Below are 16,759 nucleotides of genomic sequence, written 5' to 3'. Positions count from 1 at the left end.
ATGCTGCTTTATCGGCTGCTTCAGGCGCTTCTTTAACAGCATCAACAGCCTTATCAACAGCGTCAGTGGCTTTTTCCGCCGCATCAGATGCTGCTTTATCGGCTGCTTCAGGCGCTTTCTTCACTGCATCAACAGCCTTATTAACAGCGTCAGTGGCTTTTTCCACCGCGCTAGATGCTGCTTTATCAGCTGCTTCAGGTGCTTTCTTCACTGCATCAGTTGCCTTATCAACAGCGTCAGTGGCTTTTTCTATCACATCAGATGCTGCTTTATCGGCTGCTTCAGGCGCTTCTTTAACAGCATCAACAGCCTTATCAACAGCGTCAGTGGCTTTTTCCAACACATCAGATGCTGCTTTATCGGCTGCATCAGGTGCTTTCTTCACGTCATCAGTTGCCTTATCAACTGCATCAACTTTATCCGTATCATGTGCAGGATATTCGGAAGCCTTTCGTGCCGCACTTTGAACAAGTGAAGTAGAACAAGCTATGAAAACCCCCATATAAAAGAGTGTTTTCCAATTGATTTTACGATACATTCTTTTTTCCCCTTAAGAGCTTATTGAATAGTTGAAACAAACAATCTTCTTTTTAATGATTATTCATGTCACTCAACGTTGTCACAGCACGTCGATTTTGATTCCAACAGGAAATATCATCACATACTGCTACAGGTCTTTCTTTTCCGTAAGAAATTGTTTGAATCCGTTGTGCGGACACACCAAGAGACACCAAATAGTTTCGCACAGCAACAGCACGGCGCTGTCCAAGTGCCAAGTTATATTCACGTGTTCCCCTCTCATCAGCATGACCTTCGATCATAATAGAATAATAAGGATAATGAAGCAACCATTCTGCTTGGCGCGTTAAAATACGTTCAGCATCAGCATCAAGTGAAGAAGAATCGAGACCAAAAAACACGCGATCACCCACATTAACCGTAAATTCTTGTCCTGAGCCTGGTGACACCTGATTCAAACCAGCATCATTCATATAAGCGCCATTCATACCGTTAAGTGCACCAACATTTTTTTTGCCACACCCACCCAGGCATAGTGAGAAAAGAAAGAGGATAGCTAAGGAATGAGAGATGGTTTTTTTGGTAGAGCGCATAGTCCGTTTCTCCTTGAATTTCGTAAAGAAGGGTCAATTCTTAAAAATATTTTTAAGAATAACCGTTAATTCCTAATGAAGAAGAAATTTTTTCTGTTTTTTCGTCCTCATTTTTACTTTTAAGTCTCTGCCAATTTTTCTTCTCCTCAGCCATTCCTCTAACATTTCCATAAGAAATGTTTCCCTTATGCGTCATGGCTTTTTATGCATCATCTTGATCTTGACGATTTTTTTGCAGCGCGTTCAGCTTTGCAAAAACTTTATCAGCGTCAAAAGTCTTATGCAGATTTTCTTCACTCTCATTTTCCTCTAGAGCAGCGTTTTCCGTCACAGAAGCGGGAAGCAACGACCTATCTTCTTCTGCAGCAACAGGGCGATTTTTCGCCGCACGCTGGAGCTCAAAATCTAAATCGATTTGCGAACACAAACCAAGCCCTACAGGATCAAGAGGAACCAAATTTGCACTATTCCAATGGGTTCTAAGGCGGATTTGTTCAATTGTCGCTTTTGTTGTCCCAATCAACCGTGCAATTTGTGCATCTTTCAACTCGGGATGGTTCGTCACCAACCATAGGATACCATTGGGACGATCTTGGCGTCGAGAAAGAGGGATATAGCGCGCCCCTTTACGTTTTTTTTCAGGAATATGCACCCTAGATTGAGAAATTTTCAATCGTGCGTTTTGATCAGCCTCCACCCGTGCAATTTCACTGCGCGTCAATTGCCCAGAACTAATCGGATCTAAACCTTTAATACCATAAGCCGCATCACCATCGGCAATAGCTTTTACTTCCAAGACATGCAATTTACAAAATTCTGCAATCTGATCAAAAGAAAGAGCTGTATTATCAACCAACCAAACAGCTGTTGCTTTGGGCATCAAAAGTTGCGTTGCCATTTTTATAAATCCTCTTCTGCGCCTCTTCTATGAGGCAGGTTACCGCCCACTCAAGAGCACTGGAACTTTTTTATATGTTTAGGTCTCTCCAACCACTCCTAAAACAAAGTGCGGCATGGAATAAACCATTTTGCTATGAGATTACATTCTGTTATAGCGTTATTTTTGCTCAACGACAAGAGATCTCTCTTGTAATGATCCTCAACTAAGGTGTCTTTACCTTTAAGATGAATTTTCTTATAAAGGGTTTATTCGATTATTTCACCTCATGCTGTGGCACATTTATTCTGGTGGGATGCGTGCTTTATCGCCTTAAATTCTAAGGAGTATCCAACTGGCAAAAAAGCCCTCAAATAGGAAGGAAAACTATGGCAGGCCATTCACAATTTAAGAATATTATGCACCGTAAAGGGCGTCAAGATGCAATGCGCTCGAAAATATTTTCTAAGCTTGCGCGCGAAATTACCGTAGCAGCAAAACAAGGTGCTCCTGATCCAGCCATGAACCCACGTTTAAGGCTGGCTGTTCAAAATGCCAAAGCACAATCGATGCCGAAAGATAATATTGAACGCGCGATTAAAAAAGCGTCAGGCGCCGATGTCGAAAATTATGATGAAGTACGCTATGAGGGCTATGGACCAGGCGGCGTTGCCGTCATTGTTGAAGCTTTAACTGATAACCGCAACCGCACCGCTTCAAATGTGCGCGCCGCCTTCACAAAATCAGGAGGAGCCTTAGGGGAAACAGGATCGGTCAGTTTCATGTTTAATCGGATTGGTGAAATAATCTATAAGCCAGAAGCAGGAACAGCCGATAACATCATGGATGCAGCAATTGAAGCCGGTGCCGAAGATGTGCAATCAGAAGAAACCGGACATCATATTACCTGCGCATTTGAAGATATTGGTGAAGTTTCCAAAACACTTGAAGCAAAACTTGGTGAAGCAGAATCGATTAAAACGATTTGGAAAGCCACCACCCTTGCACCAATAGATGAAGAAAAAGCTTTGTCTGTTTTACGACTAATTTCAACATTAGAAGAAGATGATGATGTGCAAAATGTTTATGCAAATTTTGATGTCAGTGATGAGATTTTGGCAAAATTGTCTGTATAATTCCCATCATTTGCATAAGCCTTCTCTTCATGCATGAGGGCTTCAAAAGCATCTGTCACCCCTCCTCTTTATCCGCACATATAAAAGCCCCGCGTCAATAGCGGGGTAAGCCATTGGTGCAACAAAAAACCGCAATTAATTTCAGAAAACATAATCCCAAAAAGAAAGCATACAAAACTCTGTAGCCTCACGCCTTTCTTACATGCCCCAAAGATTATCCCTATATTCCTCTCTATTTGATCTTTTTGTTCTTTAAGATTAACCTCCTCTCTCCGCTCTCAAGTAATGAAATGATCTAGCCTCTAAACAATTAGGGGTTTCTTGACGTATTCCTATGACGAATCACTCATAAAATTCACTTGAAACTTAAGGCTCAACAAACATACACTCCCCTAAATATTCGCTACGCACTTAAAAACACTTAGAATATATCAAGGAGGTTTATACGTCCTATTTATACGCCCTATATCACCACACTTCAAAGGACAGTGTTTTTACAACATCACAGAATAAAAATAAGCAAATGGAAAGCCAGAGCTGATTGTTTAGCAAAGTATTGTACAAAAAGCCGGTACATCTCTCTAATCCGTTGCGGATAAATTTTTGACTTTATGGCATCGTATATTTCTAAAATAACGTCATTTATCTTAAAAATCTGTCCTTTTGCTCTTACCAATCAATCAATATTCAGACCTAAAACAACCGCGTACTTGAATAAAACACATCAAAGAGCAACAGCCCCCCCTGACAAGAGGACTCTTCACAAACAAAATCGAAGAGGAAGTTTAAAAAAATATATATAGCGACACTTTGAATAAAAAGTTGAACTCTAGAGATCTTAGAATTTTCGGCTCTATTTTTTCAAGGTCTTGTTTTGAATTTTTTTAAGCATTTTCCCCCAAGGAAATTCCATTATCGATCAACAACCATAGATGATAGATGAAACCTACATAACTCCCCATGCACACTATAATCAATTCCTTCTTTTAAATAATTTAAAAACTATTGAGATTGTTTAAACTTGAGACTGTATAGACTATATTCCTTCTATATTCTATTTTTAAGCATTTTGTTTTATTGTATATTGAGCAAAGGCGACCATGCTGGATCTGAAGCATCATTGGGGGTGGGTAATTGACGTTCATTGCGACCCGTAATATCAATCGTATAAATTTTTGGTCCCATACCGGGATTTTTGCGAAAGAACATCAGCACACGACCATTAGGGGCCCACGTTGGTCCTTCATTGTGAAACCCTGTGGTTAAAATTCGTTCTCCTTGTCCATCAGGGCGCATAACACCGATAGAAAATTGTCCGCTTAATTGTTTTGTAAAGGCGATATAGTCACCCCGTGGAGACCAAATAGGTGTTGAATAACTCCCATCGTTTGAAGAAATACGCTGAATATCACTCCCATCCGCATTCATTTTATAGATTTGCGGCTTTCCACTACGATCTGAAGAAAAGACAATTTGTTTTCCATCCGGTGAATAAGAAGCAGAAGTATCAATAGCAGAAGTTGTTGTAAGTCGCGTCATCGTACGGGTTCGTAAATCCATAGTGTAAAGATTGGCACTCCCATCATTTTGTAACAAACTCATGATAACTTTTTGTCCATCAGAAGAAAAACGTGGAGCAATTGTCATGTTATTAAACGTTCCGATCAACTCTCTTTGCCCCATTTCAATTTGTTGGAGATAAACATGAGGTACTTGATTGTCCTCGTAAGCCATATAGGTCAATTCTTGTCTTTTTGGTGAAAACCGCGGTGTAAGCACCAATTCACTTCCATCAGACATATAAATCAAATTTGCTCCATCTTGATCCATCATTGCTAAACGTTTAATGCGTGCATTTTGAGGACCTGTTTCATCGATAAAAACAATTCGTGTATCAAAATAACCACTTTCTCCTGTCATCTCACTATAGATCTCATCTGCGATCATATGTGCCACACGCCGCCAACGTTCTGTCGCAGTATAAAAACGCCGTCCTTTCAATTGTCTTTGTCCAAACACATCCCATAAACGAAAATCGACCCTCAAACGTCCATCGATTTCTCTCATGACTTGCCCAGTAACTAAACCTTGCGCTTTTATTTTCTGCCAAGAAGCAAAATGTGGTTGTTTATTAGGATTAGAAATGTTTTCAAAAAAATTTGCTTTATCAAGCGGTAAAAACAGCCCCGACCGTTCGAGATCGGCTGTCACCACAGCAGATATTTTCAACCCAATCGAATCATTGGAAATAAAGTCTGTAATTGCAATGGGAATGGGATTAAAATCAGCGCTCGAAATAGTTCCTTTCAATTGCGCATAACCCGATGAAATACTTGAAAGCCACACCCCACAAGTGACAATAAACCAAGCAAAAACTTTATGTCTCGTTATAGTCATCATGGAATGTGTCCTTTCGTTAAGCGCTTTTTTCTCGTTTATCATCTTATTTCTTGGAGGGGATCAACATTAAAGTCAAAACCTTGCCCCCATAGATCATATTGATCACGTGGGAGATCTGCATAAGGTTGGCATGAAAAGACAGCAGCATACACCTGCCTTATCATAATAGCTTGTTGACTCTCAAGGCCGCTTACGGGATCAATGATAGGATCGCCCACAACCATCCCTTCACGGTCTAAATAAAATCGCAACCGCACGACCGGACGATTTTTTAAATCGCCGCCAAGCGCCACAAGTTTAAGCTTCTGTTGAATACATCCCCCCGCAATATTGACCAATGTTTGTGCCATTTTTGTGGTATCATTAATATTTTTTCTTGCACCCAAAGCTTCTGGTATATGAGAACGTTTTGCTCCCCCTCCTTGTGACCGCGCACGATTGAGCAAATTATTTTCCTCCAGAGCTAAAATATCTTCAATGGTCTGTTTCTCTTGGTTTTTCTTGTTAAGCTTTGGCGTCTTTTGATTCAATGCAGCCTCATTCTTCTTTGGAAATTCTCCGTCAAACTTTGGTTTAAACTGTGGAAGAAGAGATTTTTCTGGAAGTACAATTTTGGGCGCTTGATGAACAATCTGCTCTGCTGGTACTTTTGGGACCGTTGGAGCCAATTCTTTTGGCGATATCATCTCTTCATTTTTGTGCGCAGGCTTGAGCGCAACCTTAGAGGCATCTTCCGGCACTCTCAAAGGCATCTCAGGTGCAACCTTGGGCGCATCCTCCGGTGCCTCCAAAGGCATCTCAGGTGCAGCCTTGGGCGCACCCTCCGGTGGTGCCTCCAAAGGCATCTCAGGCGCAACCTTGGGCGCATCCTCCGGTAGTGCCTCCAAAGGCGTCTCAGGTGCAGCCTTGGGCGCATCCTCCGGTAGTGCCTCCAAAGGCATCTCAGGTGCAGCCTTGGGCGCACCCTCCGGTGGTGCCTCCAAAGGCATCTCAGGCGCAACCTTGGGCGCATCCTCCGGTGCCTCCAAAGGCATCTCAGGCGCAACCTTGGGCGCATCCTCCGGTGCCTCCAAAGGCATCTCAGGCGCAACCTTAGGCTCATCTTCCGGTACTCTCACAGGCATCTCAGGCGCAACCTTGGGCGCATCCTCCGGTGGTGCCTCCAAAGGCATCTCAGGTGCAGCCTTGGGCGCATCCTCCGGTGGTGCCTCCAAAGGCATCTCAGGCGCAACCTTGGGTGCATCCTCTGTTTTTGCTTCTAATAATTCTGGTTTTGTAAGTTCGGGTGCAAATGTTTCTGACGTGTTCTCGCTTGATGGTGGCGATGCTGTTTCAACGGGACGCGGCTTTTCCTTTGGTTGAAATGGTGCAAGACTATCTATTTGTCCCTCTCCAATATGGCGTGCATCTTCTTTCTCTTGTGGCTGCATAGTTGGTTTGACGGCAGGGATTGCACGGATAGGAGCCCTCACGGCTCCTTGTTGAGAGGAAAACTCGTCCACCAAAGGAGCAAGAGTGATGGGAATTGCTTCCAACGGTTGTGGTAAAGAGACAGAGTTTGTAAACTGAACGGCTCCCCAACTGAGAAAAATGACATGGACCACAAGGGATAAAGCCAAGCCTCGTTTCATACTATGATAGGAGTCTTTGTTCATTCTTTATGCCTTACTTATGCCTTACATTTTTTCATTTTTAATCACTCTATGCTCTTTTAAAAACATCTTAAAAACAACCGGTTATGCACAATTTTATTACTTATTATTTATTGTGCTAAACTTGCTAACGCGACTTGAGAAAACCCCGCTTTTTGAATATCTGCCAGCAGTTTTAATACTTGCTGATATTCAACAGTTTTAGCAACCCGTACAAAAACCCGTTGATCTTTTTGTGTAGCATCTGCTTCCAGAAGAGTTTTCAGGTGTGCAATCAGGGACTGTGACGTTTCATAATAATCTTGATTAATGGCAAAGCGCCCTTGCGCGTCAAGTGAAACCGTAAGAGGTGTTTTTTGAGCTCGTACGGGACCCGCTTGACTACGAGGCAAATCTAGAGGAACACCGTTCACTAAAAGGGGGGCAGAGACCATAAAAATAATCAACAAGACCAGCATGACATCCACAAAAGGAGTGACATTGATCTCACTCATCAGTTGGCTTCGTGAATGATGCCGCCTACGTGTATTTTTGCGAGAAGAAGAAGCAACAGAAAAGCCCATGGGATAAGATCCTTTTTATAAAGAGGAAGGTGCTGTGCGTGTTTCATCAATACGCCGCGATACAATTGTTGAAAATTCATCGGCAAAATTTTCTATTTGTGCAATGATGCGCGCACTTTCATGAGTCAACTTGTTATAAGCAATAACAGCTGGAATTGCTGCAAACAAACCAATAGCGGTTGCCAAAAGCGCTTCTGCAATCCCTGGCGCGACAATGGCAAGTGATGTATTTTGAGAAGCTGAAATAGAAAGAAAAGACTCCATAATACCAATAACTGTTCCAAAAAGTCCGATAAAAGGTCCCGCAGATCCCAGTGTCGCAAGAAAACTTAATTTTGATTCTATTTTTTCACTTTCACGTCCCAGCGTCAAATCCATAGCCTTATCAATTCTGCTCTGCAAACTTTTCGATGTATGGGTCCCTTTTTCAAGAGATTTTTTCCATTCAACCATTGCTGCCATAAAAACTGCGGATATACTATTGGTACGTTGACTTTTGCATGATGCATAAAGATCTTCTAGCGCTTTGCCAGACCAAAATGTGCGTTCAAACTGCTTTATTTCACGCCGTATTCTCCGATACGTAAAAATTTTATCAAAAATAATTGCCCAACTCCAGATAGAAGCGAGCAGCAACCCGATCATAACACCTTTCACGATCCAACTCGCTTGCATAAACAAATGCAACATTCCAATTGTTTCTGGATTCGTTAGTTCTAAATGCGGCATAATTTTTGTCCCTCTAAATGAAAGATGCATTTTTAAAATTTATAAAACAGATTATTTTATAGTTTCTAAATTTAAGTAAAGACTCTAGTCTCACATAAATCCATGCGCTAAAACAAGACTTGTTTCTTAAATTTCCTTAAAAAGTGATGACGAGAGACATCCCTCAATGCACGCCCCTCTCATTTCACAACAGCATTTATGAAAAATATAACGATCAGGATTTCTCCATAAATGCTATAAAAATAAAAGACATAAAAATGCATGATATAAAATCTATTATGCACCCCATCTTTACGCTTATGAAAAGAACGCTAAATCATCATACGCGTTTCTAGCTTAAAATACAGCGATAAGTCTTAGCACTTGAAAAGATTCATAAGAAGCATTTTATTCCTTTCTTAAGTGTTTTTGTACCCACTCACCAACTCCGCTTGTGACATGTAAGAAAATGTTTTTGATTAATTCGCGGCAATAGAGCTTGAAAAGAAAAAATTTTACAAGTTTCAGAATTATCTGAAAGTGACAACGCAATGAATTATCATTGTAAATAAATATGTTATCATCATAAAAGATGACGCTTTGCCTCAGGCTATTATTTCTCTCATTTTCCATCGAATTGAATACGGGGTACACCATCGGGCACAAAAAACGATACTAAACCACCCTACCACACCTCACAACAATGCGCCTCCCCCATGCACCCCCCTATTATAAGTCCTATATAATCTAGTGTAAGTCTCATGTAATCTCATTGTGTTGTGAATTAGCCCCTTTCAATGCCTATCATCTCTCTGGCACCATGGTATAACGTACAAACTTCCGTGACATGAAAAAAGCCTTTTCACGTCTTTACTTCATGAAAACCAGCTTCTTCGCTCTCTTTGCTCACTTGCGATATTTGATCATTATTGCATTGAAAATGATACATAAGGAACATTTTTACAATTTTTTCAATGATTTTTATTGCTCTCTTATGATGCGTAAGCAAATGATTTTAATTGTTTCAACATGAACAGATTTGAAATGTAAAGTATTTTATTCTATTCCTCTATTAGGGTTTGTACCCGTGAGAAGTGATAATTTATCTTTCTAAGTCAATATATTATATAGAATAATATGCTTTTGAAACTTTAAATCAAGAATGCATTTCTGCTTTGTATACATTGATCTCTCACTCATTTACTACGCTTAGAAGCGCACATAAAGTGATGCATTATAGATAGAAATGGATGAAACACGCGCTCTTGTGATGCCAAATGACAATCCAGTAAAAAAAACAAATCAAATTGCTTAAAAACACCCTTTGGGTGTTTTTAAGACAATTTTCGACCTAATGGCTTATTATCACTTTATTGCAATATTGCGCTGGGTATGTGCATTTTTATAAAAATAAATCTTAATCCATTTTTATTTCTTTTTATATTTTGTACTTTTCGCTGTTTTCTGATGCCAACAAACCTTTCTTCAAAAGAAAGAAAATATCTTGAGCTTATAGCAGAAAATGGATGATATGACATTGATTTCGAATCATAACATGGATAGGGCGTGTTTAATTTTGTGGGATATCATCTTCAATTTATTGTAGTTATTGTAGCAGAGGTGCTTTCTTTTGCTGTATCGTGTAACCTTGTTAGAAAACATCTAGGCTATGATAAATGTATAGTCTTAGATTATAGATTACTTTATATCTGCTGATCTCTCCTGAAACTCGCTAATTCAATGAATAACACTTTTAACCAAGCATTTTTGCAAAAAGTTCTTTGGGTAAACGTCGCGGTTTTGCCTCCTCATTAATCAGAGCAATTTCAACTTTGGCTGTTACCAACGTGGTCATCTCATGCAAAATAGATTGCTCCATAAAAAAGCGGGCCCCTTGGATATGAGTAACACGTGTTTTAACGACTAAAAGATGATCAATTTTAGCGGGTCTTGAAAAATTAATTTCCATATGACGAACAACAAAAAACAGTTTTTCCCCCTCACCCCCTGCTGCTAACATCTTATTATTAAAACCGGTATCGCGTAAAAACTCTGAACGTCCTCGTTCAAAAAACTCAAGATAACGCGCATGATAAACTACACCGGAAAAATCTGTATCCGCAACATAAACGCGGACCTGAAAATTATGAAAAGCGTTTGTATGATTGCTCTTAAAAGGTGTTATTTCTGTCATCGACTTCATATCCCATAAAATCATCTAATATAGCAAATTATCTATCAATCAAAAGATTGAACACATTTTTGTGTTGAAGTTGTGAAAAGCAAAAGCAAAAAATCTTTAATAGTGCCAAACCTTTTTAGCCAGAATATGCTAAAAGAAGGCACGTCTCTTGTATTTTATGACCTTGCTATAAAATATTCACATAGTTTCTTTTAACAAAGAGAATGCCTTAGTCATCTTCCCCATCCCATAAAGATGTCTGAAGTGATGAATTGTCTTGAGCATCAGAAAGTTGAGAACGCCTTTGTATAGACGTTGTAGAGGCTGGAGCAGAAAGCCCTAAATGGCTCCAAGCCTTTTCAGTTAGAATGCGTCCACGAGCGGTTCTTTGAATAAAACCTTGTTGAAGCAAATACGGTTCAACAATATCTTCAATGGCATCGCGTGGTTCTGATAAAGCAGCAGCAATTGTTTCAATCCCCACCGGCCCCCCTAAAAAAGTTTCCGCAATCAGGAGCAAGTAGCGGCGGTCAAGCGGATCAAGCCCAAGATGATCAACCTCAAGGCGCGAAAGGGCTTCATCGGCGATTTTTTGGTCAATTTGTTTTGCTTGTTTAACTAAAGCAAAATCACAAACGCGCCGTAAAAGCCGTCCGGCAATACGAGGGGTTCCCCGTGCTCGGCGTGCAATTTCATGAGCACCATCATCACTGATCTTGACGGAAAAAAGTCGTGCATTACGCTGCACAATATATTCCAATTCTTCTATCGTATAAAAATTGAGACGAATTGGGATGCCAAAACGGTCTCGTAGAGGTGTGGTTAAAAGCCCCAAACGTGTGGTTGCCGCTACCAAAGTAAATTTAGCCAGATCAATTTTCACCGAGCGTGCGGCCGGCCCCTCCCCAATGATCAAATCAAGTTGATAATCTTCCATTGCTGGGTACAGAATTTCTTCAATCGCCGGATTTAAGCGATGAATTTCATCAATAAACAAGACATCACGTTCTTCGAGATTGGTCAAGAGAGCGGCTAAATCTCCTGCTTTAGCGATGACCGGCCCTGAAGTAGAGCGAAAATTAACGCCTAATTCTTTTGCCATAATCTGTGAAAGCGTTGTTTTTCCCAACCCCGGTGGCCCTACAAACAAAACGTGATCCAGCGCTTCTTGCCGCGTTTTTGCTGCTTCAATAAATATTTTTAAATTAGCCCGCGCCGCTTCTTGACCAATAAAGTCATCGAGAACTTGTGGCCTCAAGGAACGATCTGGATCGTTAGGAAGGGGGGCGGAACCCAGAAGGCGTTTATCTTCATCTTTATGCATTGTTACCTTGATTTTAAGTAGGAGAAGAAAGCAATTTGAGACTATGGCGGATCAGCAGGGCAGAAGAAACAGTTTCCCCCTCAAGAGCGTTCATCGCAAGAGCAAGAGCACGAGATGCATGCTCCCGTTCAAACCCTAGCTTCATCAACGCGGAAAGCGCATCATGCGCAGGTTGATTGGTCATCTCACGCTGAGAAACCGAAACAGTCTTGACCGCTTGTTCAAAGGGGAGTGTTTTACTTTTCAGTTCACCCACAATTCTTTCACTGACTTTTTTACCAACGCCCGGCGCTCGACTAATCATCGCAACATCGTTTAAAGCAATAGCCTGTGCAAGTTCATCTGGCGATAAAGTACCCAAGATTGCCAAAGCAACCTTTGCCCCTACTCCAGGAACATTTTGTAGAAGACAAAACCACTCCTGTTCAGCTCTTGTAGCAAAACCAAAAAGGCGGATTGCGTCTTCCCGAACATGCGTTTCAATAAAAAGGCTTAACGCCTCCCCAACAGAGGGTAAAGAAGGACGCAGCCGATTTGACACAAAAACAACATACCCCACACCGTGAACATCAAGAAGGATATGATCATCAAAGATATGTTCAAGAGTGCCCTTTAATTTGCCAATCATGTTGCCACCCCACTCATATCGCTATCCTTGCCTGATAAGATCGGTCAATACTGTTACGGTGCATACTATGACAAAGAGCAAGAGCAAGAGCATCAGCCGCATCACTGCTATCAAATTCAGCCCGTGGGAGGAGAACTTTGACCATCATATGGATTTGTTCTTTAGCCCCATGTCCAACCCCAATAACTGATTTTTTCACTTTGTTGGGCGCATATTCAAAAACAGGAAGATTTGCTTGCGCAGGAACCAGCAGTGCAATTGCACGCGCTTGGCCAAGTTTTAAAGTTGCTGTAGCATCTTTGTTGACAAATACATGTTCTACAGCGGCTTCATGGGGCATAAATTGATGCACAACCTCTGAAAGACCTTTGTGGATCTGACATAGTCTGGAAGCCAGCTCACACTGTACATCAGAAGAAACCGTCCCTGCTGCAATAAACTGAAGACGATTACCCGCAACATCGATAACGCCCCACCCTGTACGCCGTAATCCGGGATCAATGCCTATAATACGAATCGTCTCTGCCATAAACTACAGTCTATACACTTTTCCCCCCTGTGAATAAAGATGTGAATAAAGACAAGACCACAAAGAAAACAGCAACCCAAGACAAAACCAGTAAAAAGATAATCATATCCCCCAAATTTATACAATTATAACACATAACGAACAGCATCTTTATGGAACACACTTTATGAAGCATAACTGAAATCAATCAAAACCATTCACACATCACAAGCAAGCACCCTCTAAAGCATAAAAATTCCCTTTCTATATCATATCCAACGCCATAATGGTTAAACATCGCAAACGAGCAAATAGATCAGTGCTGGATTACACATTCATAATGTGTAAAGAGGCTATGCAATGGATAGTATACACTTTGCGGAAACTTTTTACATTATAGCATGACGCTACCACAATAACTCAACACATTGATTTACAAAGATAATTAATTATTTTGTATGTTGCATAAGAATCCCGAATATCCTAAGATTTTCTCATTACAAATCTGTTTATATTGAAGCAATCAAAACCATTCTCTTACATATGAAACGTGGGATTGCCGTATAGAGTGAAACTGTACAAGAAAGGACTAAAAATGCTTCTAATGAATTGTCTCAAGTTCCAAAAGCTGTTGCAACATTGGGGACTGGCAAAGATGATGATAGTGTCGGCTTTTTCCTTTGCAAACGTAAAAATGAGAGAGGCTCAACGAATGTGAATAAGAACTGAGAGGTGTTTTTGAGTACACTCATCACACCACAATGACATTGCATATAGAGGGACATTGCATGGGGGCACAGGGAACCCATGGGGCATTCATTATATGGCACTTTATTTTGGATATTTTACTTTACGCGAGGAAAAATAACTTCCATTCAAAACAAAAGAAGCCCCAAAACTGCAACAATGTGTATCATCCTCATTAACACACACTTTACAGCAGCTTTATAGGCATAAATTATAGAGCATAAATAAATTGATGTACAAGCCCCTGCTCTATCTCAGAGCCAAAACAAAATCACACGATAGATCAACAGAAAGTGTTCCAGCTGCAATCAACCAAAGTCGATTTCCATAAGACCAACCATACTCCATCCCATGCCATATTCGAAATCAATACTTATACACCCCCTCTAAGCTATAAGCTCAAGATATTTCTACGCCAAATAGAAATTAGGCAGAAAAAAACACTCTAGATTAGTTTTAATTGTGAAATTTCGGTTGTAAAAAAAAATGGGTATACTGCTCTAAATATCGTAAGAAAGAAGCAAGGAGCTATTCTTCTCAGAACGCCCAAAAGCTGTTTTCAGTAATTCAATTTATTTTCCCACTGGATTATCATCGCTTAAACGTACAGCCGCCGCTTATTGACCAAAGCGCTTAAACTACAGCCGCATCTCTAAATGAAACAAAATGCACGCTTCTAAACGTAATGAATGAGAACAAATTGGCGAAAAATTTCTGGCAATTCATGCCAATGAGGGGTTTCAAGTTCCAATGTCGGTGTATGAAGCGACACTTTTACAATTTCTTTTTTTTATTTGTTCTGATGACATTTCTCCTTCGCACAAAGCAAGGGGAGTCCCTCTAAGAACGCCCAAAGGCTGTTTTGAGCAATTCGATTTGTTTTCCCACTGGATTATCATCTTCTAGAGCACAGGAGGCCGCAGTTTCCCACCCAGCACGCATATAGGTTATCCGCGCTTCTAAACGCAATGAATGAGAAACAAATTGGCGAAAAATTTCTGGCAATTCATGCCAATGCGGGGTTTCAAGTTCCAATGTCGGTGTATGAAGTGACACTTTTACAATTTCTTTTTTTATTTGTTCTGATGACATTTCCCCTTCACGCTCTGCGCGAAGAAGAAGGAGTTGAGAAGCGATTTGCATAAGTCGTGTACTTAAATACATGGCCTCTTTCGCATAAACTGCAGAAACCTCTGCCGAAAGAGAGCGTGCTACTAATTTCCCTTCTGAGTCAATATACGCTGCGGTTTTTTCAATCAGCGCCATTGTTTCTTCATAGAGACGATTAAAAGCATTTTCAAAAGCATTATGCTCAATCATGATAATAGGTTCATCATATGGACGTTTATGTACACTCACGCTTTTATACTCCAAGTATCAGCACAAAATCATACCCCTTAACGAATAGAGTATTAAAAAGTTTCTTTTGTTGCTGTATAGAACGCTTTTTTTTAAAACTGCTACCTCTTTTAATTTTTTTGCGCAACGCACTTTTTATACTAAGGTTAACGTGCCCAACAAACACTACAGGAATATTTTTTATAAACGGATCATTTTCCTTGAAAAGGACCACTGCCAAGATTGCCGTTTTTCACAATAATAAGCGACTCCAAATTGCAAAGCAATACCCGTTATTATTAAGAGGGTATCGGAAAAAAACGTTTCTGTCATCACTGTTTTTATAATTTGTCCAAACATCGCAAAAATGGTTCCCGTTACAAAGACCGGTAAACTATGTTTTCCTAAAATTGCTAAAGGATGTTTTGGAGAGACATAAAACCATTTATTGATGCGCGGCAAAGAAAGAATGAGAAAGGCTAATGCAAGAACATGGAGTAAACGTGGCAAGCTTAAAAAGGTTTTATTAAAGTTCAACAATGGGGAAGACCAGCCAAGCCACCCCAAAATGCCCCACCAGTTTAAGCGAACCCATAACAGCGCCAACAAGAGATACGCTGCCGCACAAACAATCCAAAAAGACTGAAAAGCGATTTTTTTTCCTTGTTTAAGCGCTAAAGTACTGGTCAATCCTATGACAAATAAGAATTGCCAAGACAAAGGATTTAAAAACCACTTTCCCTTTAAAGGATAAGAAGGAGGAGCAATTTTATAAAATCCGCAGATAAGATACAGTGTAAAGGAGCCCAAAAGCAGCCATTTTGTCTGCTTACAACTCAAATAAAGGATAAAAGGCGCAAAAAACATCAAAACGATATAAAGAGGAAGAATATTATTATATCCCAATTGATGCCCAAAGCTTAAGGTACTCAAAAATGCGATACTAGGCTCTTTAAAAAAGAGTCCCACATTGTTCATCGATAAAAGTTTTTCTGTTCGCCATAATAAAAAGGCAGCAAAAAAAAGACTTAACGTGACAAAAGTCGTAAAAAGATATGCCCCATAGAGCTGCAGAGCTCTGTACCAAAGTTTTCGGATAATAAAAGCAAAGGATTTTTGCTGTAATCGTCCATGAAAGCTTAACCCAAGAGCAATCCCTGAAAGCAAAACAAACACTTCTGCACAATCAGAAAAACCGAAGTTTCTATGAGTAAAAGACTCATAGATCGTTCTGGGAATATGGTTGATGAAAATCGTCAATAAGGCCAAAGAACGAAAAACATCAATGCGTGTATCACGATGAGAAGGTTGAGTATTATGCTCAAGAATACCTTGGTATTTCATCAGTGGACTCCCACACGTTGCACCCCCCTTGAAGTCCCATAAAAATGGTGCTTACCCTTATTGCCAACAAGCATGAACAGGATGAAATTTTAATTTTTAAGAGTCAAGTTTCATTTTAAGCGTTTATTTTTTTAAAAGCAAAAGTTTTTTAAAGGCAAAAGAACGAAAAGCGTCCATACGTGTATCACAGCGAAAAGGTAACATATTATGCTTAAAAACACTCTCATTTCTCATAAACAG

At 40.2% G+C, this 16,759-nt stretch carries 13 protein-coding genes and 2 pseudogenes; 1 reads left to right on the top strand and 14 read right to left on the bottom strand.

Annotation, left to right across the window (positions count from 1 at the left end; genetic code table 11):
- From ACFINK_RS03800 to ACFINK_RS03790, 3 genes and pseudogenes are all read right to left on the bottom strand, one after another.
- A pseudogene (locus ACFINK_RS03800) lies at positions 1 to 538 on the bottom strand (tol-pal system protein); the annotation flags it as partial.
- 52 nt (positions 539 to 590) lie between these two features.
- Positions 591 to 1,112, bottom strand: coding sequence for a peptidoglycan-associated lipoprotein Pal (gene pal / locus ACFINK_RS03795; protein WP_375611765.1), 522 nt, complete (start codon positions 1,110 to 1,112; stop codon positions 591 to 593).
- A 202-nt stretch (positions 1,113 to 1,314) separates the two neighbouring features.
- Positions 1,315 to 2,010, bottom strand: coding sequence for a DUF1013 domain-containing protein (locus ACFINK_RS03790; protein ID WP_375611764.1), 696 nt, complete (start codon positions 2,008 to 2,010; stop codon positions 1,315 to 1,317).
- A 368-nt stretch (positions 2,011 to 2,378) separates the two neighbouring features.
- Between ACFINK_RS03790 and ACFINK_RS03785 the strand changes: the two genes are divergently transcribed.
- Positions 2,379 to 3,125 carry a YebC/PmpR family DNA-binding transcriptional regulator gene (locus ACFINK_RS03785; RefSeq protein WP_254492472.1) on the top strand — a complete coding sequence of 249 codons (747 nt, stop codon included), beginning with the start codon at positions 2,379 to 2,381 and terminating at the stop codon, positions 3,123 to 3,125.
- Between the two features lie 1,074 nt (positions 3,126 to 4,199).
- Here ACFINK_RS03785 and tolB read toward each other — a convergent pair.
- From tolB to ACFINK_RS03730, 11 genes and pseudogenes are all read right to left on the bottom strand, one after another.
- Entirely contained in the window at positions 4,200 to 5,525 is a 1,326-nt protein-coding gene (gene tolB, locus ACFINK_RS03780; protein ID WP_375638279.1) for a Tol-Pal system beta propeller repeat protein TolB, read from the bottom strand.
- A gap of 38 nt (positions 5,526 to 5,563) precedes the next feature.
- On the bottom strand, positions 5,564 to 7,180 hold the full coding sequence (gene tolA / locus ACFINK_RS03775) for a cell envelope integrity protein TolA (protein ID WP_375638278.1): 1,617 nt from the start codon (positions 7,178 to 7,180) through the stop codon (positions 5,564 to 5,566).
- Positions 7,181 to 7,287: 107 nt separating this feature from the next.
- Positions 7,288 to 7,740 carry a protein TolR gene (gene tolR / locus ACFINK_RS03770; RefSeq protein ID WP_375611761.1) on the bottom strand — a complete coding sequence of 151 codons (453 nt, stop codon included), beginning with the start codon at positions 7,738 to 7,740 and terminating at the stop codon, positions 7,288 to 7,290.
- A gap of 15 nt (positions 7,741 to 7,755) precedes the next feature.
- The gene (gene tolQ, locus ACFINK_RS03765) at positions 7,756 to 8,469 is read right to left on the bottom strand and encodes a protein TolQ (RefSeq protein WP_375611760.1); all 714 of its coding nucleotides are present in this window, start codon (positions 8,467 to 8,469) and stop codon (positions 7,756 to 7,758) included.
- A 1,732-nt stretch (positions 8,470 to 10,201) separates the two neighbouring features.
- Positions 10,202 to 10,642 (bottom strand): tol-pal system-associated acyl-CoA thioesterase, encoded by a 441-nt coding sequence (ybgC, locus tag ACFINK_RS03760; RefSeq protein WP_375611759.1) that lies wholly within the window; start codon positions 10,640 to 10,642, stop codon positions 10,202 to 10,204.
- A gap of 217 nt (positions 10,643 to 10,859) precedes the next feature.
- The gene (gene ruvB, locus ACFINK_RS03755; RefSeq protein ID WP_375611758.1) at positions 10,860 to 11,954 is read right to left on the bottom strand and encodes a Holliday junction branch migration DNA helicase RuvB; all 1,095 of its coding nucleotides are present in this window, start codon (positions 11,952 to 11,954) and stop codon (positions 10,860 to 10,862) included.
- A 13-nt stretch (positions 11,955 to 11,967) separates the two neighbouring features.
- Positions 11,968 to 12,582, bottom strand: a complete 615-nt coding sequence (gene ruvA / locus ACFINK_RS03750; RefSeq protein WP_375611757.1) for a Holliday junction branch migration protein RuvA — start codon at positions 12,580 to 12,582, stop codon at positions 11,968 to 11,970.
- A gap of 13 nt (positions 12,583 to 12,595) precedes the next feature.
- Positions 12,596 to 13,111 carry a crossover junction endodeoxyribonuclease RuvC gene (gene ruvC, locus ACFINK_RS03745; protein WP_375611756.1) on the bottom strand — a complete coding sequence of 172 codons (516 nt, stop codon included), beginning with the start codon at positions 13,109 to 13,111 and terminating at the stop codon, positions 12,596 to 12,598.
- Between the two features lie 1,397 nt (positions 13,112 to 14,508).
- Positions 14,509 to 14,655: pseudogene (locus ACFINK_RS03740) on the bottom strand (DUF1465 family protein); the annotation flags it as partial.
- 22 nt (positions 14,656 to 14,677) lie between these two features.
- Positions 14,678 to 15,196, bottom strand: coding sequence for a DUF1465 family protein (locus ACFINK_RS03735; protein ID WP_375613205.1), 519 nt, complete (start codon positions 15,194 to 15,196; stop codon positions 14,678 to 14,680).
- A 180-nt stretch (positions 15,197 to 15,376) separates the two neighbouring features.
- The gene (locus ACFINK_RS03730) at positions 15,377 to 16,519 is read right to left on the bottom strand and encodes an OpgC family protein (protein WP_375611754.1); all 1,143 of its coding nucleotides are present in this window, start codon (positions 16,517 to 16,519) and stop codon (positions 15,377 to 15,379) included.
- Between the last annotated feature and the right edge of the window lie 240 nt (positions 16,520 to 16,759).

Origin of the sequence: Bartonella sp. AA16NXGY, assembly GCF_042197325.1 — a bacterium.
Lineage (GTDB): Bacteria > Pseudomonadota > Alphaproteobacteria > Rhizobiales > Rhizobiaceae > Bartonella.
The sequence above is the reverse complement of the archived record's forward strand: the minus strand, read 5'-3'. Positions and strand labels throughout refer to the sequence as shown.